General features: G+C 42.5%; 18 protein-coding genes and 3 pseudogenes. 13 read left to right on the top strand and 8 right to left on the bottom strand.

Translation table 11 applies throughout. The features are described from left to right. Positions 1 to 221 (top strand): annotated as a pseudogene (locus KTH89_RS23325) (tetracycline resistance ribosomal protection protein Tet(W)); the annotation flags it as partial. A 351-nt stretch (positions 222 to 572) separates the two neighbouring features. Here the strand turns inward: KTH89_RS23325 and KTH89_RS23320 are convergent. Then, entirely contained in the window at positions 573 to 1,646 is a 1,074-nt protein-coding gene (locus KTH89_RS23320; RefSeq protein WP_238723299.1) for a site-specific integrase, read from the bottom strand. Positions 1,647 to 1,684: 38 nt separating this feature from the next. Further along, positions 1,685 to 2,209 (bottom strand): annotated as a pseudogene (locus KTH89_RS23315) (helix-turn-helix domain-containing protein); the annotation flags it as partial. A gap of 106 nt (positions 2,210 to 2,315) precedes the next feature. Between KTH89_RS23315 and KTH89_RS23305 the strand changes: the two are divergent. The 5 genes from KTH89_RS23305 (at position 2,316) to KTH89_RS23280 (ending at position 10,793) form a co-directional block, all read left to right on the top strand. Continuing rightward, a complete protein-coding gene (locus KTH89_RS23305; protein ID WP_238723297.1) occupies positions 2,316 to 2,510 on the top strand; it encodes an ICEBs1 excisionase in 195 nt (64 codons plus the stop codon). Next, on the top strand, positions 2,510 to 3,673 hold the full coding sequence (locus KTH89_RS23300) for an AAA family ATPase (protein ID WP_238723300.1): 1,164 nt from the start codon (positions 2,510 to 2,512) through the stop codon (positions 3,671 to 3,673). Before KTH89_RS23305 ends, KTH89_RS23300 begins: the two co-directional genes overlap by 1 nt. Positions 3,674 to 4,497: 824 nt before the next feature. Beyond that, positions 4,498 to 5,637, top strand: a complete 1,140-nt coding sequence (locus KTH89_RS23290) for a plasmid recombination protein (protein ID WP_238723296.1) — start codon at positions 4,498 to 4,500, stop codon at positions 5,635 to 5,637. A 136-nt stretch (positions 5,638 to 5,773) separates the two neighbouring features. Beyond that, positions 5,774 to 8,515 (top strand): HsdM family class I SAM-dependent methyltransferase, encoded by a 2,742-nt coding sequence (locus tag KTH89_RS23285; RefSeq protein WP_238723294.1) that lies wholly within the window; start codon positions 5,774 to 5,776, stop codon positions 8,513 to 8,515. Further along, a complete protein-coding gene (locus KTH89_RS23280) occupies positions 8,508 to 10,793 on the top strand; it encodes an Eco57I restriction-modification methylase domain-containing protein (RefSeq protein ID WP_238723293.1) in 2,286 nt (761 codons plus the stop codon). Before KTH89_RS23285 ends, KTH89_RS23280 begins: the two co-directional genes overlap by 8 nt. Before the next feature lie 46 nt (positions 10,794 to 10,839). Here KTH89_RS23280 and KTH89_RS23275 read toward each other — a convergent pair whose 3' ends face one another. Then, positions 10,840 to 12,075 (bottom strand): phospholipase D family protein, encoded by a 1,236-nt coding sequence (locus KTH89_RS23275; RefSeq protein WP_238723292.1) that lies wholly within the window; start codon positions 12,073 to 12,075, stop codon positions 10,840 to 10,842. Between the two features lie 109 nt (positions 12,076 to 12,184). Here KTH89_RS23275 and KTH89_RS23270 point away from each other — a divergent pair, with 109 nt between their 5' ends. Continuing rightward, positions 12,185 to 13,570 carry a hypothetical protein gene (locus KTH89_RS23270; protein WP_238723291.1) on the top strand — a complete coding sequence of 462 codons (1,386 nt, stop codon included), beginning with the start codon at positions 12,185 to 12,187 and terminating at the stop codon, positions 13,568 to 13,570. Between the two features lie 23 nt (positions 13,571 to 13,593). Then, positions 13,594 to 15,120: an LA2681 family HEPN domain-containing protein gene (locus tag KTH89_RS23265; protein WP_238723290.1), complete on the top strand. Its 1,527-nt coding sequence runs from the start codon at positions 13,594 to 13,596 to the stop codon at positions 15,118 to 15,120. A 51-nt stretch (positions 15,121 to 15,171) separates the two neighbouring features. Here KTH89_RS23265 and KTH89_RS23260 read toward each other — a convergent pair whose 3' ends face one another. The 3 genes from KTH89_RS23260 to KTH89_RS23250 all read right to left on the bottom strand — a co-directional run bounded on the left by KTH89_RS23260 (position 15,172) and on the right by KTH89_RS23250 (position 16,600). Continuing rightward, positions 15,172 to 15,432: a DUF6809 family protein gene (locus KTH89_RS23260; RefSeq protein WP_238723289.1), complete on the bottom strand. Its 261-nt coding sequence runs from the start codon at positions 15,430 to 15,432 to the stop codon at positions 15,172 to 15,174. Continuing rightward, entirely contained in the window at positions 15,429 to 15,818 is a 390-nt protein-coding gene (locus KTH89_RS23255; RefSeq protein ID WP_238723288.1) for a TnpV protein, read from the bottom strand. The genes KTH89_RS23260 and KTH89_RS23255 overlap by 4 nt, the downstream gene beginning before the upstream one ends. A gap of 455 nt (positions 15,819 to 16,273) precedes the next feature. Beyond that, entirely contained in the window at positions 16,274 to 16,600 is a 327-nt protein-coding gene (locus KTH89_RS23250) for a hypothetical protein (RefSeq protein WP_330656735.1), read from the bottom strand. Between the two features lie 89 nt (positions 16,601 to 16,689). Between KTH89_RS23250 and KTH89_RS23245 the strand changes: the two are divergent. From KTH89_RS23245 to KTH89_RS23230, 4 genes and pseudogenes are all read left to right on the top strand, one after another. Further along, positions 16,690 to 16,803, top strand: a pseudogene (locus KTH89_RS23245) (Arm DNA-binding domain-containing protein); the annotation flags it as partial. Positions 16,804 to 17,028: 225 nt separating this feature from the next. Next, positions 17,029 to 17,277, top strand: coding sequence for a type II toxin-antitoxin system prevent-host-death family antitoxin (locus KTH89_RS23240; protein ID WP_238723287.1), 249 nt, complete (start codon positions 17,029 to 17,031; stop codon positions 17,275 to 17,277). A 3-nt stretch (positions 17,278 to 17,280) separates the two neighbouring features. Further along, complete coding sequence (locus KTH89_RS23235) at positions 17,281 to 17,580, top strand: type II toxin-antitoxin system RelE/ParE family toxin (RefSeq protein WP_238723286.1); 300 nt, start codon at positions 17,281 to 17,283, stop codon at positions 17,578 to 17,580. Between the two features lie 327 nt (positions 17,581 to 17,907). Continuing rightward, positions 17,908 to 19,503, top strand: a complete 1,596-nt coding sequence (locus KTH89_RS23230) for a restriction endonuclease (RefSeq protein ID WP_238723285.1) — start codon at positions 17,908 to 17,910, stop codon at positions 19,501 to 19,503. 162 nt (positions 19,504 to 19,665) lie between these two features. Here the strand turns inward: KTH89_RS23230 and KTH89_RS23225 are convergent, their stop codons facing one another. Beyond that, positions 19,666 to 23,013: an EAL domain-containing protein gene (locus KTH89_RS23225; RefSeq protein ID WP_238723284.1), complete on the bottom strand. Its 3,348-nt coding sequence runs from the start codon at positions 23,011 to 23,013 to the stop codon at positions 19,666 to 19,668. A 309-nt stretch (positions 23,014 to 23,322) separates the two neighbouring features. Between KTH89_RS23225 and KTH89_RS23220 the strand changes: the two genes are divergently transcribed. Further along, positions 23,323 to 24,156 carry an XAC2610-related protein gene (locus KTH89_RS23220; RefSeq protein WP_238723283.1) on the top strand — a complete coding sequence of 278 codons (834 nt, stop codon included), beginning with the start codon at positions 23,323 to 23,325 and terminating at the stop codon, positions 24,154 to 24,156. 2 nt (positions 24,157 to 24,158) lie between these two features. On the opposite strand, the gene KTH89_RS23215 is transcribed toward KTH89_RS23220, so the two are convergent. After that, a complete protein-coding gene (locus KTH89_RS23215; RefSeq protein ID WP_238723282.1) occupies positions 24,159 to 24,812 on the bottom strand; it encodes a trimeric intracellular cation channel family protein in 654 nt (217 codons plus the stop codon). Between the last annotated feature and the right edge of the window lie 232 nt (positions 24,813 to 25,044).

Raw genomic sequence — 25,044 nt, 5'->3', positions numbered from 1 at the left:
CGGCCCAGGTAAAAAAGGATGAAGTTGTCTTTACTGGCGAGATTCCCGCCCGCTGTATACAGGCATACCGTACTGATCTGGCCTTTTACACCAACGGGCAGAGCGTATGCCTTACAGAGCTAAAAGGGTATCAGGCCGCTGTCGGCCAGCCGGTCATCCAGCCCCGCCGTCCAAACAACCGCCTGGACAAGGTGCGCCATATGTTCAGTAAGATTCCTTGATACGCCACAGCAAGGATGGTTATTGCATTTCCCTGCCTTTCGTGGTAAAATGTAGTTGTAAACCACCAGAGAAAACAACAACCCTGCTACCCCCCGTTATCACCACCGATAACAATTTGATAACAGCCCATCGTATAGGCTGGATAATATGGACACATCAAATAATCAAAAAAATGAGGTATCAAATTTATGAAGCAAAATCCGTTAAACACGATGCCCAACAACGAGTGGGAGTAATTAAATAAGTGTCTCCGAGTCCCGGAAAACCTTGATATTACAGGGTTTTCCGGGATTCTTGCTTTTTACTGGCTACAAATTGGCTACATTAGACTGTTTTTTTGTAGCCAAAGGTTAAATTGCTACTTCATCCAGCTGCTTGGCTACTTCTGCCTGCTTGTTGGGGAACAGGTGGCTGTAAACTTCCATGGTGGTGGAAACACGTGCATGGCCAAGACGCTCGGCTACCAGAAGCGGTGAACTGCCCATGTCAATCAGCAAGCTGGCGTGGCTGTGACGAATATCGTGCACCCTGATTTTCTTCACACCGGATTTCTCGCAAGCTTTCTTCATGTCTCGGTACAACCTTGTTTTGTTGTACGGAAACAGGCGGTCGCTGGGTCTCAGATCATAGACCTTCTCCATGTACTCGGCCATACAGTTTTTGATAACCTCCGGCATAACAACAGTGCGATTGCCCTTGTGTGTTTTGGGAGAAGTGGTGTAATCCTTGCCCTCTACACGCTGATAGTTTTTCTTGATGCGAACTGTTGAACGGTTAAAATCGATGTCCGCAGGAGTCAACGCCAACATTTCGCCCTCACGGATACCTGTGAAGTAGAGCAATATAAACATGGTGTAGCTTTCTGGAGTTTCTTTTAGGGCAACAATAAATTTGCCGAATTCTTCGGGTGTCCAGAACTCTTTTGGCTCTGCGTTTTTCTTGCCCATGCTTCCTGCCACATGACAGGGATTTTCGGGAAGGTGGTAGAACTTTACCGCATAGTTGAAAATCGCCGTAAGCTGGTTGTTTATGGTTTTGAGATAGGTTTCAGAATATCCCTTGCCTTTCTCATCCTTAAACTCCATCAGCTCATTTTGCCACTTACGCACATCCGTTGGCTTGATGGCGTTCAGCGGTAGTTTGCTGAAATACGGTGTAATTTTGCTTTCGATCAAGAAACGCTTATTGGCTTGGGTCGTCAATTTCAGGCGGCTGCATACATCATTTTGATAGATTTCGATGAAATCACCGAATGTCATACCGACACTGCCAGACGACTTTTTCAATAAATCACGTTCCCATTGCAAGGCTTCTTTTTTTGTAGAGAAGCCTCTTTTCTTTTTGCGGATCTCCTTTCCAGTCCAATCCTTAATGCGGACTTGGGACATCCATTTGCCTGTGTTTTTGTCCTTTGTTACTGACATAAAAATCTCCTTTGCTTTTCATGTCAGACCTCAAAATATTATTCCTGTGAGCCGTACTGCTTTTCAAGGTAGGCTCTATGTCGAGCTAAGCGTTCTTCCTCGCTTAGTTCTTCAGGCTCCACACATTCAACGGAAGCCCCCACGTAGTGTGCAATGGTCTGATCTTGCCACTTATGTACTTTGGCATAAGGAGCATAGTAACTGCGCAGTTCCTCCCTCATTTCTTCCCATTGCTCCAAAACAAGGCACATATCAGCATTGTGTGCTGCATCCATATCCCTTCCATTGAAGCGAATGGAACAGGTCCAGTCGCTGCTACGAGGAGGTTTCTGCACATCAATATCAAAGTTGAGTGTAGAGACCTTATTGAGCTGGAAAAGGAAGCTTAAGATGTCTGCCATGCTGCTGATTGGCGCTGTATTGTTCTCATACCCAAGGATGTAGGTAGGAGAAGCATCCAATATTTTTGCCAGATGATTGACCACAACAACGGACACCTCGATTTCGCCTGTCTCGTACTTTTGAACAGTACGCAGAGACTTACCGAGCATAGATGCCAGTTCTGATTGGTTATAATAAAAATGAACCTAAAGTGCGTATTTTAGAAACTCGAGAAAAATGAACGCACCAAAAATACGCAAACCATAGTTTTATGCGACAGGAGGTACCATGAAAGCACAGTTTATTACCGCAGAGGAAATTCAGAAGATTATGAACATCAGCCGTAGCAAGTCCTATCAGATTGTAAGGGATCTGAACAAGGAACTGAAAGAAATGGGCTATATCACTATTGCAGGCAAATGCCCGATTCAGTTTTTCAAGCAGAAGTTTTATGGCTTGCAGATTGGAGGTGACGAGATTTGATGAATGAAAAAGAAAAAACGGCCGCCCCGGTTCCATCTGTTGGCGCAGATGGGGAGCAGCCGCTTTCCTATGTAACAGAAGAAATTATAGCAGAAGAACCCGATTATTTCAACTTCGATAACGGAAAACATGGCGAAGAATATTTGAAGCAGATGCTTCGTATGTCCGAGCCATCCTATCTTCCGACTATGACCATGAATCAGATTTACGAGACAGTATACGAAAGCCGTAGACCTATTATAGAAAATCTGCTGTATCCGGGAGCATACCTGTTCGTAGGCGCACCCAAGGTGGGTAAATCGTTCTTCATGGCACAGGTTGCCTATCATGTCAGCTTAGGTCTCCCATTATGGGATTATTCTGTCAATCCAGGTACAGTTCTGTATCTGGCGTTGGAGGATGATTACAGGCGTATTCAGGAGAGACTGTACCGTATGTTTGGTGTGGAAGGCACAGACAACCTCCACTTTGCCACTTGTGCCAAATCGCTGGGAACTGGTTTATATGAACAGTTAAAGCGATTTGTAAGGGAACATCCAGGCACGAAACTGATTATCATTGATACACTGCAAAAAATCCGTGAAGCCAGCAATGAAAAATACAGCTACGCTAACGACTATGAGATTATCGGACAATTAAAGGCATTTGCAGATGAATCCAATCTCTGTCTGCTGATTGTACATCATACAAGAAAGCAGCAGGCAGACGATAGCTTTGACCGAATCTCAGGTACAAACGGTTTGCTGGGAGCAGCGGATGGGGCGTTCATCATGGAGAAAGAAAAGCGTTCAGGAAATAAAGCATCGATCGAAGTATCCGGCAGAGACCAACCTGATCAGAAGTTGATTCTGGAACGTGACCTTGATTCCCTAAAGTGGGAATTGGATGATGTGGAACGAGAGCTGTGGGTGCCGATGCCAGATCCCGTTCTGTACAAGGTGGAAGCCCTTGTATCGGGCGAACAATGGTTATGGGAAGGTAGTCCCACAGAACTGGTTGAGGCGTTACAGGTGGATATGAAGCCAAACCAGCTCACAAGGCACTTGAACGTGAATGTGGGGCGTTTGCGTGAGGAGCATTGGGTCATGTACAGCAACACCCGCACACACAACGGAAGGCTGATTAAAATTGAAGCTTATCACCTTGAAGGTGACGATGCGTGACGGTGTGACGATGAATTAGATAGTAGTGGCGGTGTCTAAAACACCGTCACCATCGTCACCACCGACACGGAAAGGAAGAGATACGAAGTGAAGAATGTGCAAATACCCTTTGATTTATTTCTGTCATTGATCCAGCATCACTCGATGATGGAAGATGGCTATGAAGAAGATATCCGCTTTGGCTTAGAGTAGAAATTGGATGCACTGGTCAGGCATGAGCTGTATGCCAAATACAAGACGGCTCCTACCACAGAGGAGCGTGAAGCAGCCCGTCAGCGTTACTTGGATGAACGTGGAGTTCCTCAAAGCTATTGTTGGACTCCTTCTCCTTGGGAGCTATGACAGGAGCGTGCCACGCTCCTGTTCTCGGCAGACAAGGCGAAAGGCATTGGCGGCTATCCCCACGCATCTCCTGTCCCCCGACTCAACAAGTTGAGTCAAGAAAACCCGCAGATTTTGAGATGGATGGTAGAGTGTATTTTCAAAATCTGCTCTGCTTTGTGGGCGGCAGAATTGAAGCAATCGGGGGGCGGAAAGGCTGTTGGTCACACCGCTTTTTGAGCGTTTGGGTACCACATACAAACCGAAAAAAGGCGGCAAGGCATCCGCAGATGCCACTGTCTTGCCTGTCGGCTCGGTCGGTGCTTCTGACCGTGAGGACGGCAAAGGTCGCCACTGGCGACCCGCACCCCTCGGAGAGCGCAATGCTCTTTTGATGGCTCGGCTGTCAAAAGTGCTTTTGCATTACTTTTGGCAAAAGTAACAAAACCCGCCGCCGAGCGTCGAAAATAAGTTTGACTAAACTTATCACTCTTATGGAGGTGATGACTATAAAAAGAACAATCAGTGCCATGTCCGGCGATGGTGTCGTTGCTCATAATCGTCGAACCTATATTGCAGAAAATGTGGACCCGACTAGAACGCACTTGAACATCGAATATTGCTACACACCTATCGAGGAAGCGTATCACAATCTGTTCGATGAAGCCCTTGCTGAGTTCAACGCAAAGCAAAAACGCAAAGACCGATATGTTGATAATTACTACGAAAAAATCTGTAAAGGCAAACAGGAAAAGCCGTTTTATGAAGTAATTTTTCAAATTGGTAATAAGGATGATATGGCAGCTGCCAGTGAAAACGGAGAACTTGCAAAGATCGTTCTGGATAAGTTTTATCACAGCTTTGTGGAACGAAATCCTCAGCTTCATGTATATTCGGCACATCTGCACATGGACGAAGCAACGCCACATATTCATATCGACTTTATCCCATTTACCACCGGGAGCAAGCGTGGACTTTCTACTCGTGTGTCGTTGAAACAGGCACTTGCCGACCAGGGCATTACCGGTGAGGGTCGTTCTCTGACCGAGCGTGATCTGTGGGTACAGAAAGAAAAAGAAACTCTTGCAGAAATTATGCTGGAGCATGGTATCGAATGGGAGCAAAAAGGCGAACACAGGGAGCATCTGAGTGTGCTGGAATTTAAGCGTGAAAAGCGTAAAGAGGAGCTTGCCGAACTGGAGCAAACCATCGAGCGTGTTCAGCAGCAACAGGTTTCTATCAAGTCTGTGGAGCAGATTGAAGCCAAGCCCCTCCCCCTGACATCCAAAGTAGCTGTTGAGCGTGAGGACTATCAAACACTGGTGACAGCAGCACAGAAATATGTGGTGCAGGAAAAACAGGAAGGTAAGCTCAAAAAGCTTCTGAAGGATGCCAAGAAAACCATTTCTGATCTGAAGGCAAAAATAGAATCGTTGGTAGCAGAGCTTACTGCGACCAAGGATGAGCTGGCACAATATAAGTCCGTCCGTGGTCAGCTTCGCACAGCAGATTTGGAGCAGGAGAATGACCGGCTCCGTAAAAGGATTCGCACCTACGAGGATGTGATTTCCCGTAATAATTTGTGGCATTTATTCGGGAAAGGGTATGGCACAGCGCACAAAAGGGATAATGCCCGATATTGAACAGAAGAAAGGATTGAGCGGTAAAATAGCGACAACCCCTTGAAAAAATGGGTAGTCGCAACACATGATATGTGATGAGCAATAATGATTGACATTGTTCGCATTAGGGAATATAATATTGACGGAGGTGGTTGATATGGAATATATGTCTGCACATGAAGCTGCTGAAAAATGGGGAATAACAAAGAGAAGAGTACAAATACTCTGTGCATCTAATAGAATAGATGATGCTGTTCGAGTAGGAAATATGTGGATTATCCCTACTGATGCCGAGAAGCCTGCTGACGGCCGAATTAAAGCTGAAAAAGTAAAAGATGATAAAATATTTAAGAATCCTATACGAACAGCTCGTAATCGAATCAAAGCAATTACAACAGCTGGTATGAAGAAGATGTCACTTCATGGTTTGGATCATGATGATGCAAAGCTGTCATTTGTAATGTTGTTTGCATCAGAGTTGATGCAGTTTTATATTACTAAAGCTGAGAGAAATGATTACAACAGTAGCGTAAATGCTGCCTTAGAAAGAATAACACGACATAATTTAATAGAGTATGAAGGAAATGAGGTAATTCGAGCTAACATTCGAGAGTTTCTTAAAGATAATCCATTCTGCTGCGATGATGCTTTGTCTTGGGCCTACCAATATGCTAATAAGGTTGATCCAGGTGCATCGTATAGTAACACTCAGTTTTTTACAGAAAAATACATGATAACAACTCTTGTTGATTCTATTGACTTAGTATCACGAAAAAAGGTGTTAGATCCTGCATGCGGCGGTGGTAACTTCCTCTTATATTGTTTAGATGTTTTGGCAGAAAAGTATTCTCTTGATGATAAAAAAAGCAACATGCTTTATTTACAGAATGAGTTGTCAAAATTAAACGGATATGAAATTGATAAAACATTAGCACTTGTTGCATCCATTAATTTGCGTTTGAAGTGCCTTGCTATACTTTCTGAGCACGGTCACACGATTGATGTAGAAGATTTTGAAAGCTTTCTTCCTAACATATATTATCCCGAAAGAGATACTGTTCCAGGTGCCTTGGATATCACAAATATCGATTTTGAAGTGTTGAAAGTTGGCGAATTGCGAAGTTATAACTCCAATATGGTTTTTTTCGGTGTTGACGCAGTTGTCACAAATCCTCCTTTTCAAACAATCAAAGGTATGCCTGAAAGCTTGAAAAAATATTTAAAAGATGCTTATCCAAAGTCAAAATGTGATATGTGTAATGCTTTTATTGAATTGTCTTATAAACTTCTTGAAGATGAGGGTATTGCTGGGTTAGTTACGCAGAATAGTTGGATGTATCTGGATAGTTTTGAGGAGCTAAGACAGACTCTTTTATCGGATTGCTCAATCGATCAAGTCTGGGAGCTTGGATCTGATGCATTTTATGATTTAAGTGGAGAAAAATCCAATGTGGCCCTATTGCTTTACAGAAAAACAAAACCTAAGAATGGTAGTGCTGTTAGGTTGATATCTCTAAAAACAATGGAACTAACAGCCAAAGAAAGCTTATTGTCTTATAAAAAAGATGATATAAATTTTGAAAAAACAATACTACAGAGTGACATTTTCAACAATGAAGGTTCTCGATTTGATATGATTAGTTCCCGAGGACTAAGAACCCTTTTGGTATCAAGCGAGAAATACGAAGAATATGCCATCCCTATGCAGGGAACGTCAACAGGAAATGCTAAAGAACTGATTGATTTCTATTGGAACCACATTAACGATAAAGATTGGATTCTGGTTAGTAAAGGCGGAGGATATTCTCGTTGGTGCGGGTTGAACCATTATTGCGTCAAGTGGGGAAAAGATGGGCAGTATATTAAAGCAACAAAAGGATCTGCAATAAGAAACGCCAGCTATTTCGATCAGACTCAAATGGTATTTAGTGATACTGGAACTTCGGGGTTGAATGTAAGAAAATTATTACCTGGTCAAATTTTTGTGGCATCCGGCCCAGGAATACGAATTAAGGAAGGCAAAACAAATGCCCATTTAGCTTTCCTTAATTCGAGAATCGCCGCATATTATATTCGCCTACTCTCTCCAAAGCTAACCATTGCTGCTGGATATATTGCAAAGCTTCCTACGTGCTTGAACATAATGCAATCTACAGAATTAGACGAGTACGGAAAGCGCTGCCTTGAAGCCAAACGTCATCGCCTTGCTAAACGAGCTTGTAATATTGAGTTTATGCCACTCCATCATTCTAAGGACTACACATACCAAGAAATGGCGTTTCGCTGGTTTATGGAAGACATAAATGATGAATGGACACAATTGCAATTGGAAGCTCATATTGATGCCTATATCGAAAAAGAATTGTTGCTTTCAGTGGAAGATCTTGAAGCTATTAACAATTCTATCGGAAGCAAGAAAGTGTTTCTTCAAGCAAATGATGAAGCTGTTGATCTCCAAGAATTAGAAAGTATTCTAAAAAAGAGTATCGACAGTAATTGTAATACAGTTCGAACAAAGAGCGAAAAAAAAGCTTTAGGATGTGATGGACTTCTTGAGTATATATCGCAGAAACTCAACATTTCCTGTGAGAATATTTACAAGGTGTTTACTGATCAGGCTTTCTATCCTTCCATCATGAAGGAACGCTATGAAAATCTATATCTACATTCTGTTGTTGTTTCTGCATTGGGGTATCCTTACACGCCTGTCTCCATGAACATGGACGAGCTGACTAAGATAATCGGGATAGACAACAAGGAGCAAGTGGAGTTTGTTCAAAATTGGATTATCGAACAATTCAACGATGTTCATTTTGAAGCACTAATGAAATCACCTGTTTTTGAATTCATTCCGAGTCAAAACAGAATCGTTTATCGAAAGGAGGGAAAGGATGAATAGTTTAGCCTTTCATATTACATCAGAATTGCTGCCACTAATCAGGACGATATTTAGCAATAAATATTCCGATATAATGTCGGTTAAAATTGTTTGGCATAATTTGATTTTTCTAACCATTTCAAAAGTAAATTGCTTATTTCTTAGTGAGAAACACGCAACAAATATATCAGATCTTGTTTCTCTGGGAATTATGCCAGAGTCCATTAGGCAATTTGAGAAAGATTATGCAACCCTTCTGGGAACACAGATAGACGATCTTGCAAACGCAATCTATCAGCAGAAACCGAATCTTTCCATACTAAGAGAATGTATTCTTAGTGTAGAGCTGTGTATATCGCAGATGGAAGTAAATATAAAAGAAGGAAAAACTTCTCGAGATACAACAGGAGCGTATTATACGCCTTACCAGCTTGCAGAATCTGTTGTACATAAAGCTTTATCAACAAAACAATCAAAGTCATTGCTTGCTCAAAAAGGCAGAACGCTTAGAATCGCCGATTTGTCCTGTGGAGGAGGAGAGTTCTTTTGGGCGGCCCAACAGTATTTAGAAAAAGAATGTTGTATTGATCCCGAGGTTTCTGCACTGTTTTTCTGGGGAATGGATGTAGATCCAATTGCACTCCAGATAACAATCTGTAGACTTTTGAAGACTTCTAATGTGGCAGATTGGAAAGAAATCGCTGGCCATTTTTTGCTCGGCAACCCGTTAATTTCTTCGAATACCCAAGAAAGCTTAGACTGCAAGAATGAGTTATTTGCTCTAAATAGAATTTATGCTTCGAAAATGGGTGTGAACTATTCTTCTATTGAAGAATTAAGATTTGACATCATATTGGGAAATCCTCCTTGGGAAAAAACACGTTTTGAAGAAAGAAAGTTCTTTTCTTGCTATGAACCACAGATTTCTAAGCTTGCAAAAAAGGACGACAGAGAACAGGCAGTAAAAGAGCTTCATTATACTTGGCCCGAACTTTCGAAATGGGTCACTGAAATATCTGGCGATTATAAAGTGATGTGCAGTAAAGCATATAAACATCCCTTTATTAAGCATGCTGTTTCTGGTGAGCTAAATACATATGTTTTGTTTACAGAGCTAGCTTATTCTTTGATATCGGAAACAGGAGTATGCTCGTTGATTGTAAAGAGCACACTGGTCACAGCGCCTGCCCATAAGGGCTTATGGAGTTACTTCCTTAGAGAAAAAGCTTTAGTTACACTTTATTTTTTTGAGAACAAAAACAAAATCTTCAACATTGATTCAAGAGAAAGATTTGCAGTTATTACAATGTCGAAGATCAAGCAAGCCTCCTTTGCTTTTTCGGCTGGCATGTTGGCTCCGTCGGATATATGCACCTGCTCAGAAGTAATTGTAAATGAGAGTGATGTTGTAGCAATCAACCCATTCACAAAAATGCTTCCCAATGTTTCATGCACAGAAGATCTAAAAGTGTTAGTTGAAATACATAATCGTTTACCTCTATTCCAGGAAGTTTATCCTGAGTGCCATTTCGGACGATTGATACATCTAACTGCACACGCTAAGCAGATTGATACTGTGCAAAAAGATGGCAACATTCCAATTTATGAAGGCAAGTTCATCGAACAGTATGATGGAAGATATTCAACATTTTCGGGTATGTCGGATAGCAAAAAATATGCTGCCAAAGCAACAGCGACAAAGAATGTTGAAATAGATGGAATAAAGCCACTTCCGGAAAGCAGATTCTTTGTTGAAAGAAATCTTTGGGATAAGTACACTGCACAGTATAATGAAGCATATTCTCTTTGCTGGAGAAGTCTTACCTCACCAACAAATGCCCGAACTACGATTGCGATGATTCTTCCGTCTTGTCCGACTTGTCAATCCATTCAAATGCTTCAGACTGACAACATGCAAGATTTACTTATGATGCTGGCACTGTTCAACTCACTCCCGTTTGATTATTTTGTTCGTCTGAAAATGCCTGGAATTGATTTGACACAAAGTGTTATCAAGCAGATCCCGGTACCTTCTAAAGCAAGTTATGATCAGCAACTATGTTTTAATAAGAAGACCTGTACTTTGAAAAATCATATTTTTTCGTGTGTTTACTACCTACTGAAAAATGAAGACCGTTTGGAAGGACTTCTTAAAAACATAGAAAACGAAGTATATGATTTAGATGCAGACTTGACGTTTATTGAAGTAAGAAAAATGCTTGATACGTTCTTTGCCAAAGCATACAACCTTAGTGAACAAACCTATAGCGAGATACAAAGCACTTTCCCCAAATATTGAAAAATACGGGGTTGCATTGAGCTGCAACCCCGTATTAGTTAAACAATTATAAAAGACCGTACTTTTTTGAATCTACAGCAGAACCATTTGTAGCCACAACACGACTTTGGCTTTCCAATTGCGCTAATTGATCCTCATCTAATACGGATATACCATAGTAGTCGGTACGAATTTTTTCAAAAACGACAATTTTAAAACGAAGCCATTCTGTGCCTCCTACAGTGTGAATTTTCTGTCCTGTTGAAGACTTCCCTTTTAGCTGAAGTCGCCATGAACCGTTGCTTCTGTCGCCTGTAGGGAACTTGATTACACATTCCTCATAATCTATACCATTATAGTTTACGGTAATTGTTTTTTCAGTTTCGGTATCTTCAGGATCAACATCAAAAAAGGCAACACCGCCTAAAATAATCGATTCAGTATCGGTTTCATAACGAGTTCCTGCGGCAGTACCGCTGGTCACAGTGCCAAGCTTTGACAAATCAAGGATATTGCGAGAGCCACCAGTTAAAGAACGTGTTTCAAACCACATGCGTTCAGAGTCATTGTTGGCAATAATGGGCATGATGGCTTGCACATCTGCTTGTCCCCGGCGATTTCGGATGACTGTTCCCGTAGGTTGCTGTGTAAGCCTTGGAAGACGAATTCCATTTTGGGTTCCAAAAAGGCGAACTTGTTGATTTGCTGTGTTAGCGGGGCGACGCTGTCCTTCAGTACGTGCAGTCATTTGAATGCGCATTTCACTGCGTAAGTAGTCCTCAGCAAGAAGTTCATCAATATCTTCTTTTGCAGTAATGAGTTTAGAACAATCATACGCAGGATCTTTATACCGGATAATTAAATTTTCAAGTTCGTTTACACAGTTTTCTGTTTCCTGAGTAACATCAAAATATGTTGCGCTTTCAAAGTTTGTCCATAAACCGCCACCGGTCAAATTGTTTGAACCACCGGCTATCCATTTTTCAGGGATATCATTGGATAACATATAGACTTTTGAGTGAAAAGTTGTTGAGGGACTTTCCGAGTGCACAATGTATAGTTCGTCACACAGTTCAAAAAGATTTAGAACCGCTTCATAAGAGGTTCCGTGCGCATCAACGCCTATGAAGGCTTCAATGCGTCCGCCAGCACTTTTGAACTGTTCTAATGCGGGCTTCAGTCGAAGGACACCACTATTTTTTGCAAATGCCGACAAGATGGTGAGCTTATTATACGATCCCGCCATTTTGTCTATTAATATTTCTCCAAGTTGCCCATTAAAGGGCTGATTCAACATAATCATATGCCCACCTCCAACTTTATTATAGTGCAGAACAAACGAAAATTCAACTCCACACCATGATAAGGGAGCATAAATTGGGTATTATTTCGAACACGAAAGGAGTGCCTATATGAACGATACTTGTCATATTACATTTCATGAGACTGAGTGTATTTTGATAGAAGAAAATGGCTATATCTTTATACTACCAAAAAATCCAGAAGAAATAAAAAGAATACGACCACATTTTGAGGACAAAGATTTTCTTCTAAAATACAAAGGGACTTTAGGCTACAATTCTATAGCCTTCGTTGAGCGAATGAGTTTCGAGATGAACCATTCAATTAAGCTTTTTCCCAAATACATTGTAAATCGGTGTCATAAAGACTCATTTATTGCTTTCGAAATGACAGGAGAAACCGTTGACGATTTTTTCAGTCCTTCTCGCTATTTTTTTGATCGAAACAGAACCGAAAATAAAGACGTTGTAGATGTAATCTATAACAATGAATTAGCTGAGTCATGGGAAATCATATTTGAAGAAAAGCCGGTGTCCATTACCCTTTCCTTTGGAGATATTCTGCGTTGGGGAATAGCCAGCGATTTAATGCTACATCCCAAGTTAACAGTTAGTTTTGAGCAAACATCTGATATAACGTATATATATCGTCTGTATCGTGTGTTGGTAAGATTCTTGCAGATAATCCGATATGATACAAAATGTGGGAAATTAAGAGTAGATTTGCTCACCACAGAACAAGGGCACAAAAGTTACAACGGTTATTTACGTGATTTATCCTTAGATCAAGAAAAGTTTTATAGAAGTAATCATGAGGTGGAATACGGATGTTATAGACCGTACATACAGCAATTTCTTCAGTTTGCAGCTCAAAATACCGACTATACATTTTTTCATTATCCAAGTGAAGGCCTAAGGTTTCGAGGGAGAGATTATTCTGCTGTTGATTACATGAATATTTTTGCTGCCTTTGAAGCAGAGTGCCATGCAAATAAAGATTTATTTGAAAAAGCGGAGGCAACCAAAGTACAAACAATTAAAGATGCTATTATTTCTCAAATCGAAGCCCTCCCAACGCAAAGTTTAAAACAAGAAGATATCAGTTTCATAGAAAATGCTAAGCAGCGTATATTGCAATTAGGAACACAATTGGGGCAAACTAAAAAAATAATAAATGCATATCATGTTTTGCATAACGCATTGGATGGGTCTGTTGAGTATATTTTCTATTTATCTGAGTTTAGATTAAAAGGTCATATACAGGACAAGGATATTAAAACAATTGCAACATTCTTAGCTGGGCAAAGGGGAGCTGTTGCTCATGGAGGTTTCTCCAGTATGTTCACTGATGTCGATGCTCAAAAGATACATTTCTTAGAGATTTTGACATACGCTCAGATGCTTAAGCGTGTTGGATTGGAAGACCTGGATATCGAGCGAGTCATTGGAGCGGTTTTTTGCTGCAATTATGTACTATCTCAAGAGCAACGTATTTGATATGCAACGGCGTGGAGGAATCTATGAAAAAAGAAAAATATATCAACCCATTCTCAGATAAATCAGAAAGATATGCAAAAAACCTCGACGACGCAACAATCGCTGGCTATATAGAGAAACTTGAAACAATATTAGATGAATTAGAGGTCGTTTTGCTAAATGTAGATATTGCTTCACAGGCACGACTATACTATTCTATCGGCACGGTATATAGCGATTTTGCGAAAGCTAAAGGAATATCGCCAGAAGAATCGCTACGAAAACAATTATATTGCTTTCGTAAAAGTATAGATTATATTGAAGCGCCCGAATTCTCTAAAGGAGAATATATGCCTTTTGTAAATGGGTTTAAGCGGCTTTTATATACAAACTACGGAAATACATTGAGCCGATGTGGGAGAAAAATCGAAGCAATCTCTCAGTATAAAAAAGCATTGCATATCCATAGTGACTTTGGTATGGCACTCGGAAACCTTGGTCGAGTATATCAGGATTATGGTATTATAGACTATGATGACGGGCATCAAGACTATTTCCATCACTTTGCATATTCTCTGTTAAAAAATGCTATTGTATGTAAAGATCCCAATACTTATGAAGAAGCTAAAGAATGTTTTGCCAAAGCAATCTCCAAATATATTCCTGCATATGTTGAAGAATTTTTGCAAAAGGACCTGAAAATCCCTCAGTTCTCCTATGAGAATATTGAGGAAAAATTATATCGAGGATGGGCCGTAGAAAACAGTTTGTTTTTGAATACACTAAATGATTTACCAGTAGCAGAATTGTGTTTTGCTTCAGATGTCTTACAACTTCCAAGCATGGTTGTTTCTATAGATGCAAAACCCATTTTTCACGGAATGTTTAATCAAATTAAGCAGGAATATGTGTATGCGAGGTATCAGTACTACTCGTCTTTACAAATTCGGGACAAAGTACACTATGCAGATAAAGACACCCATCTTATCAATTTTGCAGATTATCCACAGTATGGGATACGCATCGAGCAAATAAAATCTGCTTTCAAATTTCTGTATGGATTATTTGACAAAATCGCATACTTTCTGAATTCTTATTTTGACTTGGGGATACACGAAAGAGATGTGAGTTTCAATCATATATGGTTAACTGGCTTTGGAAAAGGAAAAAACCGCTACAATTATAAAAATGTACTCAATCACACGGAAAACTTTGCATTAGCATCGCTATATTGGATTAGTAGGGATTTTTATGATAAGTTTGAAGATTCTCCTAATCCTCGCCTTAAGCGTATAAGTGAGGTGCGCAATGCACTTGAACATAAGTATGTGAAAGTAACTAATGGTTGGTTTCCTGAAAGGGCTAAAGGAGAAGTGGATGATCTTGCTTTATATGTGACCGAAGATGAACTCTTAGCATTAACTTTGGAATTACTACACATTGTCCGAGAAGCGATTATTTGTTTGTCTTTATGTGTTCATGTGGAAGAGCAGAAGAAAAGTGAACAAAATAACGGCAAGCTAATTATGCCCATGCCGCTGATGGAATATGACGACGAGTGGAAGATATAAACAAATCAGCCGAGTGGCTAATCGCTACTCGGCTGATCGTAGATTCGGTTATTATTCCATGACTTCAAGCATCATCCTGGCCCCCAGACGATAACTACTCTGGAACAGCAGGCAATCAGACATTGCTTGGAACTCTCGTACACAGTCCACATATCTGGAAAACAGCTCATTCTGTTCATCCGTAAAGGTGGCTTGCAGCTTTTCCTCATTGCGGCAAATTGGTTGAAGCGATTCTTTATATTCCTTGCTGGGAGGTCTATCAAGCTCAGACGGCTCGATATTGCCATACCAGAATTCTTCTAAAATCTTCATGCGGAAACCTCCTCGTAAATCAGTTCTTTGAAGATGATTTCCTTGGCACAACTGCGGATGTTGTTCATGGCACCAACCCATGCCATATGATCCTGGGCCTTCAGTTCTTCGGTGATTCCTTGGGCTTCTGAGAGCTGCTGGACGATGATGTTGAGTCGGGTGGTAGCCTGGGTATCAATCTCAGCAAGATAGCTGTAGAGCTTACCGGAGAGCGTGAGATCGGCATAGAGTACAGGTCTGTACTCCTTGAGGTACTGGAGATGTTTTCTACCCCATACCCCGATAGGAAGCTGCTCTGCTTCGGTAATGGTCAGGCACGGAATGTAGTAGTCCCCGTTCAGCTCATACCAAAGGCCATTGGTGTTGTCATAAATGTATTTTTCCATATTGGGTCCTCCATTTGACTTGTTCATTCATTTGTAGTAGTTGCAATTGGCTTTGAGGTGAACTATAAATTCGTGGCTACAATCTGGCTACAAAAAAGTCATGGACGCTTTGGAAAGGCTGAAAAACGTGAATTATATGGATGAAAAGCGAACTACAAGTGCGTTTTATCACAGGAAATTAAGATCTGCCCCTCGAGTGGGAGTGATTTTTGAGAAAAACAAACCCAGTGTTTATGCGGTTTCTAAACAAATCTGATTAAGTTTCGGCAACGATTTGGCAACATTTGGCTCTCACTCAAAGAATAAATTTATCTTAATATGACATAAAAAAACCTTACTGATTTTCAAAATATGAAAGTCGGTAAGGTTATTTTTATGCTCATTTCTTCTTTCTTTTTTTCGCTTCTCGTTTTTCTTGTGCTTCTTCTTTCTTCATAGTTCAACGAGCATATCACTTAAACCTTGCGGAATGACCTTTGCAAAATGATGTGAGGTTTCGTACTCTGGGTACTTATACCGCCATTCGTCATATTCTTCCTTTGTGATTTCTCCTGCTTGCAGTTTGGCGGACTGTGTCTGCCAAGACTCAAGCATATTGTAAAGCGTAGAACCGGGGGCGGTAATGGACTTATCCAGTACATATCTTCCAATGCAAAAAGGGTGTGTATCAAACCAAAGTAAGTATCAATATCTGGCACATTGAGGGCATAGTTACTGACACCAAGAATACCAGCCATTTCTTTTCTATTACGGAAAAGACGAATACGTTGACCGATTGCCATAATCATTCTCCTTTACATACTAAACTTATTTGCTTATGTCTAGTGTAACAAGAAACTATGTTACAGCGAATAAGAAAGGGAGTGATTTAATGGCTGTATATAAAGACGGAGATAAATGGCGTGTGGTGTTCCGTTATACCGATTGGATGGGGGAACGCAGGCAGACACAGAAACGTGGCTTTGTCACTAAAAGAGAAGCCCAGATGTGAGGGGATGGGGCAGCAGATACGTAAAACAAATGATTTTTAATCAGAGTAACTTCCATGGAAGGGGCTTGTCAGGGCAAACTCTAGTTTCGTTAATTAACTTCCACGTATGGGTGGAACTTAATTTGAATTGATGCTGTAAAATTTTAAGTTGAATTTTACAGCAATCCGTTGTATAATACAGATGAACAATGAAATAATATCAGAGAAGGAGTTGATGATATGTCTAGTATTTTACCAGTATCTGATTTGAGAAATTATAATGAAGTTCTCAAAAATTGTCAGCCAGGAGAGCCAGTTTTCTTAACGAAAAATGGCAGAGGAAGATTTGTAGTTCTTGACATTGAGGATTACGAAAAAGACAGAGCAGAGAAAAAGTTGTTAGCTAAATTGCAGGAAGCAGAAGAAGCAGTTGCAGATGAAAAAGGATGGATGAGCCTTGATGAGTTAAAATCAGCAATGGAGGAATAACGATTGATGAAACTAAGGATTAATCCTCTTGTAGTGGCTGATTTGAAGGCAATTCGGGATTATATTGCAGAGGATAATGCAGAAGCGGCAAGAAAGACAGTAGAGCAAATTTATAAAAGTTTTGAAAATTTACAGGAATTTCCAACAATGGGATCAGATTTGTCAAAGAGAGTGAGCTTCAAAACGGATTATAAGTATCTGATACATGGAAACTATATTACACTTTATCTTATCAAAAAAGATTATGTTGAAATATATCGTGTGATTGACAGGTGCCAAGATATTACAAGTATTTTGTTCTGATAAAAGAATTGAATTGTTGGAACAATTTATGTATAATAACAGCGTGGCAACACTTTGGCAACAGAAAATCAGTAAGCCAGAATAAAATGTGTAATTGAGATAAAATAAAGGCATTTCCTATATGAAACTTAAATAAATATGTTTAAGAACAGATGGGGACTTGCCGAGTGGGAGTAAAGGTAGAAATACTCTCAGCTCTCGGAGGGCTCATCGAACCTTTCAAAAAGAGATTAATAGCAAGTGGCTTTACAGGGAATCCGCTCGCCTTTATGAGAGTAAAGGCAAGCGGATTTCCTTTCGGTTTTTACTTTATCTGGAGGTAAGCATATGAAAGAATTGATTTCTTCTGCCGGACTATTGCACCTATACCTTAACGGATATGAAGAGGATGGAATGCTATATACGCAACAGGTCAACACATACAACCATATTGAGGATGGATTTTATCAGCAATTAATGAAGACCGCTGAAGAAGCCGATAAAGATACAAAGGTTGTTCATATTTTTGCCGTTGCCGGCATAAAGGAAAAAGTAAACCAGGTATTAAGTATTATTGAAGATGAACTAAAGTCAAATTATCAACGTCTTCTCTCCGGAAAGAAAATTAAAAAAGCATCAAGCAAACTAGACAAAACAGGAAATATTTTTCATCGGTGTGTGCAAGAGTTTTTCTGTGAACAGCCCGGCCATTTTCCTAAACGTATGTATTATGATTACGATGATTTTATCGTCGGCGGAATATGCTGCAATCATTTATCAAACGAAATAGGAGATTCAGTTATTAACGGAATATGTTCTCTATGGTTGGAGCGTGAGTCTCCCGCACTTTGCGGCAAACAATTAATGATTCGTTCTTTTTTTATGCGTGATTTTATTGGCAGAAAAGTTGTTGCGGCACTTCCCGAAATACAAACAGGTGCATGGAGATTATTGTTTGAGGGAGGACACCAGGTTTTATTGAGCGAAGAAGCCCCATACATGAAAGAAACACTGCACCCTGATGACTTACAAGCTTTTTGTTCTTCAAACTTACAATCCATTTTATTAAATCCCATTTATTCTTATGGCAAATGGTTCCAGCCAAACGACATCTGCGAAGAATGGCATAAAGCATTTATATATCTGTGCGCAGTTTCCGATAAAGAGTGGGATGTGCCCGGTATATCAAAAGTGTATGAACATTTCCTGAGTATTCTTGAAAAGAATATATGTACAACAATGAATGCGCCGCCTTTCATCTCCAAAGAACAGTATTGGAACATTCTTTTGCAATACATTCATGATTTTCGCAAATTTCTCAAAGGAGATGACGAACCGGTAATTTCCAAAGATATGTATCAAACAATAAACACAAGATATGTTTATTTGCCGTATTTGTGGCAGTTGGTGGATATTCAGATGCCGCAGCAAAGGTTTTTGGCCTCAGAGTTTCATGAATTAATCAATCATGCTGTCGATGAAAAAGATACATATAAAAAGGGGACACTTTGGGAAGATACTGCGGCATATATGCTTTCTAATGTTGAAGGCTTTAAAATAACTGGCCGCCGCATCCGGGCAGGTGCTCAAGAAATAGACCTCAGTGTGGTAAATACTTCTTTGGATGATGAGATATGGCAGTTAGGTGCGTACATTTTGGTAGAATGTAAGAATTGGACAACTCATGTTAATATTCATCAGATCCGGAATATTGCACATATTTCCAATATGAAGGGGAATAAGACTGCTATTTTGTTCGCGTCAAACGGCCTCACAGAGGATGCCCAAGAAGAGATCTCCCGCTTGGCGTCTGAACATCTTTATGTTGTTTGCCTTACAGCAGATGAACTTCTGCAATTAAACTCGGCACAAGAATGCAAAGATTTGATTATTGCAAAGTGGTTATACCTGCAAAATAGTGTGGATCTGGCATCTGTAATTTAAGAGTGGTAAAGAAGGAGAAAGCAATGTAACACTTATAAGTCTTGCGGCGAAACGAATTTTAAATATAACACGGCAAAAATAAAGGTGTCCCGAATGTGCAGCAGCTTTGCTGTTCAAATGGGACACCTTTGTTTATCTCAATGTGGATATCAAACGGGGGAATTACGAAGCACCCTTTTCGAGCCGTTTCATTTTCTCCCGAAGCATCACCGTTTCTGTGATATCCATAACCACTCCCTGCAGAAACGGATTGCCGCGGTATTCCATATAGCGGCTCTGATCGACGACCCAGATGTAACCGTGCTTGCTGAGCATACGATACTCCAGGTTTTCGTTGCCGCGGTTTTCCTGGAGGCTGTTGACACCATCGTTTACCAGGGGTCGGTCGTCCGGATGCACCATATTGAGGAATTTATCGTCAAACAGCTCCTTGATTTCCTCCCTCGTATAACCGAAAATCTCCAGAAAACGGTTGCTTATGTAGATAAAATCATAGTCCTTTGTCTTGGCGCAGCGGTGATAGCCGCCGGGCATATCGTTATACAGGAAATTCAGTTCCTGATTCTGACGCAGAAGCAGGGCGTTTCGCTCGGCCAGCTGACGCTGGGCAGCCATTGTTTCGGAGATGTCGGTACAGGCGCTGACAATGGCGAGCCTTCCGTCTTCCGCCCGGATTACCTGTCCCTTGTCCAGGGTCCAGAACCAGGAGCCGTCTTTTTTCGGCATCCGGTAGGTGGTGGTATATTCCAGTCCCGGATAATATTCCGGGCCGATATCCCGGGCCACAGCTTCCCGGTCGTCGGGATGAATCGTGTTGATTACCTTTCCCTGGATCGCCTGTTCCAGTTCCTCATAGGAATCAAAGCCCATCAGACTTACGATGGCATTGTTGGCAAAATAAAGAGGGAAGCCGTCCTCACAGTAGCCGCCGATCATACCGCCGGGACTCATCTGCGCGAAAATAGAGGCGGCGGCCCGCCGGTTTTCCTCCGTCAGTTTCATAAAGGAAGAATCATTTTCCGATATATGCACCACAGCGGACAGCGCCCGCTGCGAGTTGATCAGCAGCTGTTCCCGCTGCTTTTGAACGGTGATATCGCTGACCGCTCCGTAATACAGGCTGTGGCCGTCCTGCTCTCTCAGGAAAAAGATCCGAAGCTGCAGCCATATGGTGTTCCCATCTTCCCTGAGATACCGGACCTCACCCAAAGCGCCGTTGGGAATATTTTTGCGGGCCTGCAGGAAAATATCCATAGTTTTAGCCCGATCCTCCGGATAGACGTTGTCCAGTCTAGTTTTGTGACCGGGAGCAGGCTCCAGAAGATCGTCGCCGGTAATCCGCCGGTACTGCTCGTTAGCCCGCAGCAGCTGCACCTGATCCTCGTAGACATCATAGAAAGCGATACCGCCTAATATGTTATTGATAATGGATTCGGTCATCAGATCCTCGTTCAGCAGCTCTTTCAGGCTGAGCCGCTGTAATTTCTGAGGCATGACTCCCCGGAAATCCAGATTGTCTTCGTTGGCCAGCAGCGGTTCAAAGATTTCAATAGGCATGGGTTTATAGAAATAATACCCCTGTCCGTACATACAACCCATATTTAATAAAAAGTCCAGCTGTTCCGCGGTCTCGATTCCCTCGGCGATGATGCGAAGTCCGATCAGCCGCGCCATACTGATGAGCGATTCCAGAATGCTGATCCCTTTATCGGCGCTCTGCTCGTCCATCTCCAGGAACTTCATATCAATTTTAAGAACGTCTACATGGACGTCTTTGAGCATGTTAAGGGACGAATAGCCGCTGCCGAAGTCGTCCATGAGTACCGTAAAGCCCAGGCTTCGAAGCTTGTCCACCACGTTTGTTATGATCTGGAATTCCTCCGCGTAGGCGCTCTCCGTAATCTCAATCTCCAAAAGCTCCGGCTTCAGATCATAGCGCTCCACGAGATTCTGTAAGGACTCCGCTACGTCCATCGTATACACATCCACCTGGGAGACGTTCACCGAGATGGGGATGGGACGGTGTCCGCTGTCGATCCAGCGCCTTAGATTCACACATACCTCTTCCCAGATATAGAGGTCCAGCTTTGCAATGAATCCGTACTCCTCCAGTGTGGGAATAAAAGCGCCGGGAAGGACAACGCCGTGCTGAGGATGATTCCAGCGCACCAGCGATTCCAGCCCTACGATTTTGCCGGTGGCTATATTACATTTCGGCTGGGCGTAGAAGGTGAATTCATGGCGTTCCAGCCCTTTTTGCACCTGGGTCAGGAGCATATGGTCATTTTCCATTTTCAGAAACATGCTGTCGTCATACCAGCATACGCGTCTCGCGTAATTCCCCTTGATTTTGGACATGGCAAGAGACGCGCGGTCGTACATGGTGCTGACCGGCAGCGGAGACTGCTTAACGGCGTACAGGCCAAAGGCGGGTAAAAACCCGGCGTTGTCCCCGTATTGCAGGACGCAGCGCGTGACCTGGTTCTGGAGTTTTTCCAAAAGCCCGGGACGGTTCGGAACCAGAACGCCGAAATCATCCTCGCCCAGATAGCCGGCGATCACGCCGTCAGACTGGGCCTTTTTTAATTCCGCGGCAATTTCCTTTAAGAAGGTATCGCCGGCCTCTATCCCATACCATTCGTTGAATAACTTAAAATGTTCGATATCGATGGCCATCAAACACCAGGAAACCCCGTCCCCGCGTCTTAAAGCGGAATCCGCCACACGGAAGAAGTCGGTCTTGTTATACAGTCCGGTCAGCGGATCTAAGATTAACGGAGCCTGGGCGGCATCTTCATTTTCCGGTTCCCGCAGCTTTTCCTCATTAATATCCTGTATAAAACACATAAGGATCTGGTCATCCTTATCCCCCTGACACAAAGGCACGACGGTCTGCTGAACCCAGCACCAGGTCCCGTCCATCTTCTTCTTGCGGAATTGGCCCCTTAGTATATTATCACGGCCATCCTGCGCTAAACGAGGTAAAATATTGTCCAGATTCCAGAAGGCCAGGAAGGCATCCCGGTCATCCGGATAGATCATTCCTGTGACGACCTCCTGAATCATGGCTTCGAGCCGGCCCTCGGGGGCCGGAATCACATATTTCCCATCCATATGATAGAGGATCTTGTAGCTGTCGTTTGTCAGGTTCAGTTCGAACAGCTCATCATAGGTGGAGAGGTTCGTTAAATTATAGAATAAATTCCGGTTGTCTTCTTTGATCTCCCTGGCCAGAATGATTTTGCAGTCCTTATCATCGACAGTATCAAAGCGGGCGGTATTCACCTCCACCCACTTTCTCAGGCATTTGTTGTAAAAAATAGTGCCCTCTGTTCTGCCGGAGACCAGCGGGCAGCCCGGGCAGGGGTGGCTCTCCGCGCAGATGGATGCAAAGCAGAGTTCTCCAATGCGCAATTCGGGATAACATTTCTTCAAAACCTGGTTAAAATAAAGAATCCGGAATTCGGAATCAATGATATAGACGGCCGCGTTATTTATTTGATTGTTCATAAAATCCCATCCCTGATACATTATCGGTGATAAAAACCGATGATATTTTAAGTCATCTGTCCAAACAAAGCGTCCCGGAAGTGCTGAGAAGCATCCGGTTATACAATTCATAACTATAATTATAGTGCTTAGCGGTGCGATTCGTCAATGAATTAAAACCCGGTACCCTACATTTCGACCTGCTTATACATGTGTATACTTTATATGAGACAGAAAGTAATGAGACAGGACTTGCGCCAATTGCTTTACGAATGGGCGGTGGAGAAGTATAATATTACGATACCGATACCACAAACGTTGGAGGACTATATGAATCAAAAAATTATGATATTTTTCTGTGTTTTTACCTTGCTGTTTCTCACGGCATGCAACCAATCGGATCATGAATCGCCGAAGCATAGGAACAGCAATCCGGCGGCGGAAAGCCAGGATGGGGGAGAGGAGGAAGCCAAAAACCAAAACACCGGTGCATTGCCGGATGAATCCGCACCGAAGGATGGAACGCAGACAGACGATATGGATGATGATTCGGAGCTTGAATATAACGTACAGCCGGTCAGGGATGAAAATGCAGACTGGAAAGACATTACAACCATAACCCAAATGCAGATAACCGTAACGGATAAAAAGAATAATGAGCTGCAGAACATTTCCTATTCATATGATTTGAGCTATGAACCGGCTGCGTTTACCGGAAAAGTATTGCTGGAGGATGTAAATTTCGACGGCAGTGATGATATCCTCCTGGATCTGGGACGGTACGGAAACCAGGGCGTAAAATATTATGCCTGTTATCTGTGGAATCCGGCTGCCAAACAATATGAAGAAATTCCGGAATTTCAGGAGATCCGGAATCCGGTTCTAAACAGCGCGGACCAGGAGATATTGTCCAGCTGGAGAAATAGCGCAGACAGCTACGGTTATGCCAAATACAGGTGGGAAAATGGATCTCTGCAAATGACGGCGCGGATATCCGTGGATTATGATATTGAGACAATGGAAGCGCAAATGACAGAAGAGCGGTTGGAAAACAAACAGATGGTCCGAACCGGTGCCGATAAGGAAACCATTCAAAAAGAATGGCAGCCGGACACGGCTATGTGGGCAGGAGATATGGCTGGAAAAATATTGTACGAAGAGTAAAATCAGTCAGACCCCTTTAGGCGGGGCAGATTCCATTTATAATGGGCGGCCAGGAATCTAAGCAGGATCACCAGGGCGGAAGCGCCGAACATAGCGGTAACCTGTCCGAAACCTTCCTGTAACAGGATATAGAACAAAGCGCCGGCAATCGAGGCGCAGGCGTATACATGCTTCACAAATATGTAGGGGGTTTCGCCCGCCAGGACATCGCGCAGAATACCGCCGCCTACACCGGTTATGGTACCGACGAATACAAGCAGGAACAGATTATCGCGATACCCGTTCTGCACCGCGGTGGATATACCTACCGCGGTAAAGATTCCAAGCCCCACCGCGTCGAACGCGAGCATAATTTTATCATAGGTTGTCCGGAAAGCTCCGGACAACCATTCTTTTTTCGCATATAAGATCCAGAACAGACAGCAGGATGTGACGATGGCCGCCAGCGCGTATACCGGGTCCCGGAACATGCCGGGCGGCGTGATTCCCAGTACCAGATCCCGGATCAGCCCGCCTCCCGTGGCGGTGACCACACCCAGCACGCTGACGCCAAAGATGTCCATGTTTTTTTCCACAGCCGTCATAGCGCCTGAGGATGCGAAGGCTATCGTGCCCAGCATTTCCATGATAAATGTGATCAGATGCTGATAGTCCATAGTGAATACCTCGATTATGTCAATGATGGTACTATTATAGCTTAAATGCCGGGACAAGAAAAGAGGGGAAAAGGTTCTTCCTCGGGTTTGGGGATCTTTTGTGTCTCCCCGGGTGCGTGGAGGGCTTGCGCCAGCCACCGCTAAGTGGAATCGAAAAGCCGGGTTCAGGAACCGAGCCTATTCACCAGGAACACGTGATGTGTTCCCGGTTCAGAGGCTCTTGCCCGTCGGA

It is taken from the genome of Diplocloster agilis (assembly GCF_019042275.1).
GTDB classification, from domain to species: domain Bacteria; phylum Bacillota; class Clostridia; order Lachnospirales; family Lachnospiraceae; genus Diplocloster; species Diplocloster agilis.
Note: the sequence above shows the minus strand (reverse complement) of the source record. Positions and strands in the feature narration are given on the sequence as shown.

Coding starts and splice junctions, on each gene's coding strand:
- KTH89_RS23320 (WP_238723299.1), bottom strand. CDS start 1,646: ATGTCAGTAACAAAGGACAAAAACACAGGCAAATGGATGTCCCAAGTC.
- KTH89_RS23270 (WP_238723291.1), top strand. CDS start 12,185: ATGAACGATACTTGTCATATTACATTTCATGAGACTGAGTGTATTTTG.
- KTH89_RS23265 (WP_238723290.1), top strand. CDS start 13,594: ATGAAAAAAGAAAAATATATCAACCCATTCTCAGATAAATCAGAAAGA.
- KTH89_RS23225 (WP_238723284.1), bottom strand. CDS start 23,013: ATGAACAATCAAATAAATAACGCGGCCGTCTATATCATTGATTCCGAA.
- KTH89_RS23250 (WP_330656735.1), bottom strand. CDS start 16,600: ATGGCAATCGGTCAACGTATTCGTCTTTTCCGTAATAGAAAAGAAATG.
- KTH89_RS23255 (WP_238723288.1), bottom strand. CDS start 15,818: ATGGAAAAATACATTTATGACAACACCAATGGCCTTTGGTATGAGCTG.
- KTH89_RS23275 (WP_238723292.1), bottom strand. CDS start 12,075: ATGATTATGTTGAATCAGCCCTTTAATGGGCAACTTGGAGAAATATTA.
- KTH89_RS23260 (WP_238723289.1), bottom strand. CDS start 15,432: ATGAAGATTTTAGAAGAATTCTGGTATGGCAATATCGAGCCGTCTGAG.
- KTH89_RS23290 (WP_238723296.1), top strand. CDS start 4,498: ATGACTATAAAAAGAACAATCAGTGCCATGTCCGGCGATGGTGTCGTT.
- KTH89_RS23280 (WP_238723293.1), top strand. CDS start 8,508: ATGAATAGTTTAGCCTTTCATATTACATCAGAATTGCTGCCACTAATC.
- KTH89_RS23215 (WP_238723282.1), bottom strand. CDS start 24,812: ATGGACTATCAGCATCTGATCACATTTATCATGGAAATGCTGGGCACG.
- KTH89_RS23285 (WP_238723294.1), top strand. CDS start 5,774: ATGGAATATATGTCTGCACATGAAGCTGCTGAAAAATGGGGAATAACA.
- KTH89_RS23230 (WP_238723285.1), top strand. CDS start 17,908: ATGAAAGAATTGATTTCTTCTGCCGGACTATTGCACCTATACCTTAAC.
- KTH89_RS23300 (WP_238723300.1), top strand. CDS start 2,510: ATGAATGAAAAAGAAAAAACGGCCGCCCCGGTTCCATCTGTTGGCGCA.
- KTH89_RS23305 (WP_238723297.1), top strand. CDS start 2,316: ATGAAAGCACAGTTTATTACCGCAGAGGAAATTCAGAAGATTATGAAC.
- KTH89_RS23220 (WP_238723283.1), top strand. CDS start 23,323: ATGAATCAAAAAATTATGATATTTTTCTGTGTTTTTACCTTGCTGTTT.
- KTH89_RS23240 (WP_238723287.1), top strand. CDS start 17,029: ATGTCTAGTATTTTACCAGTATCTGATTTGAGAAATTATAATGAAGTT.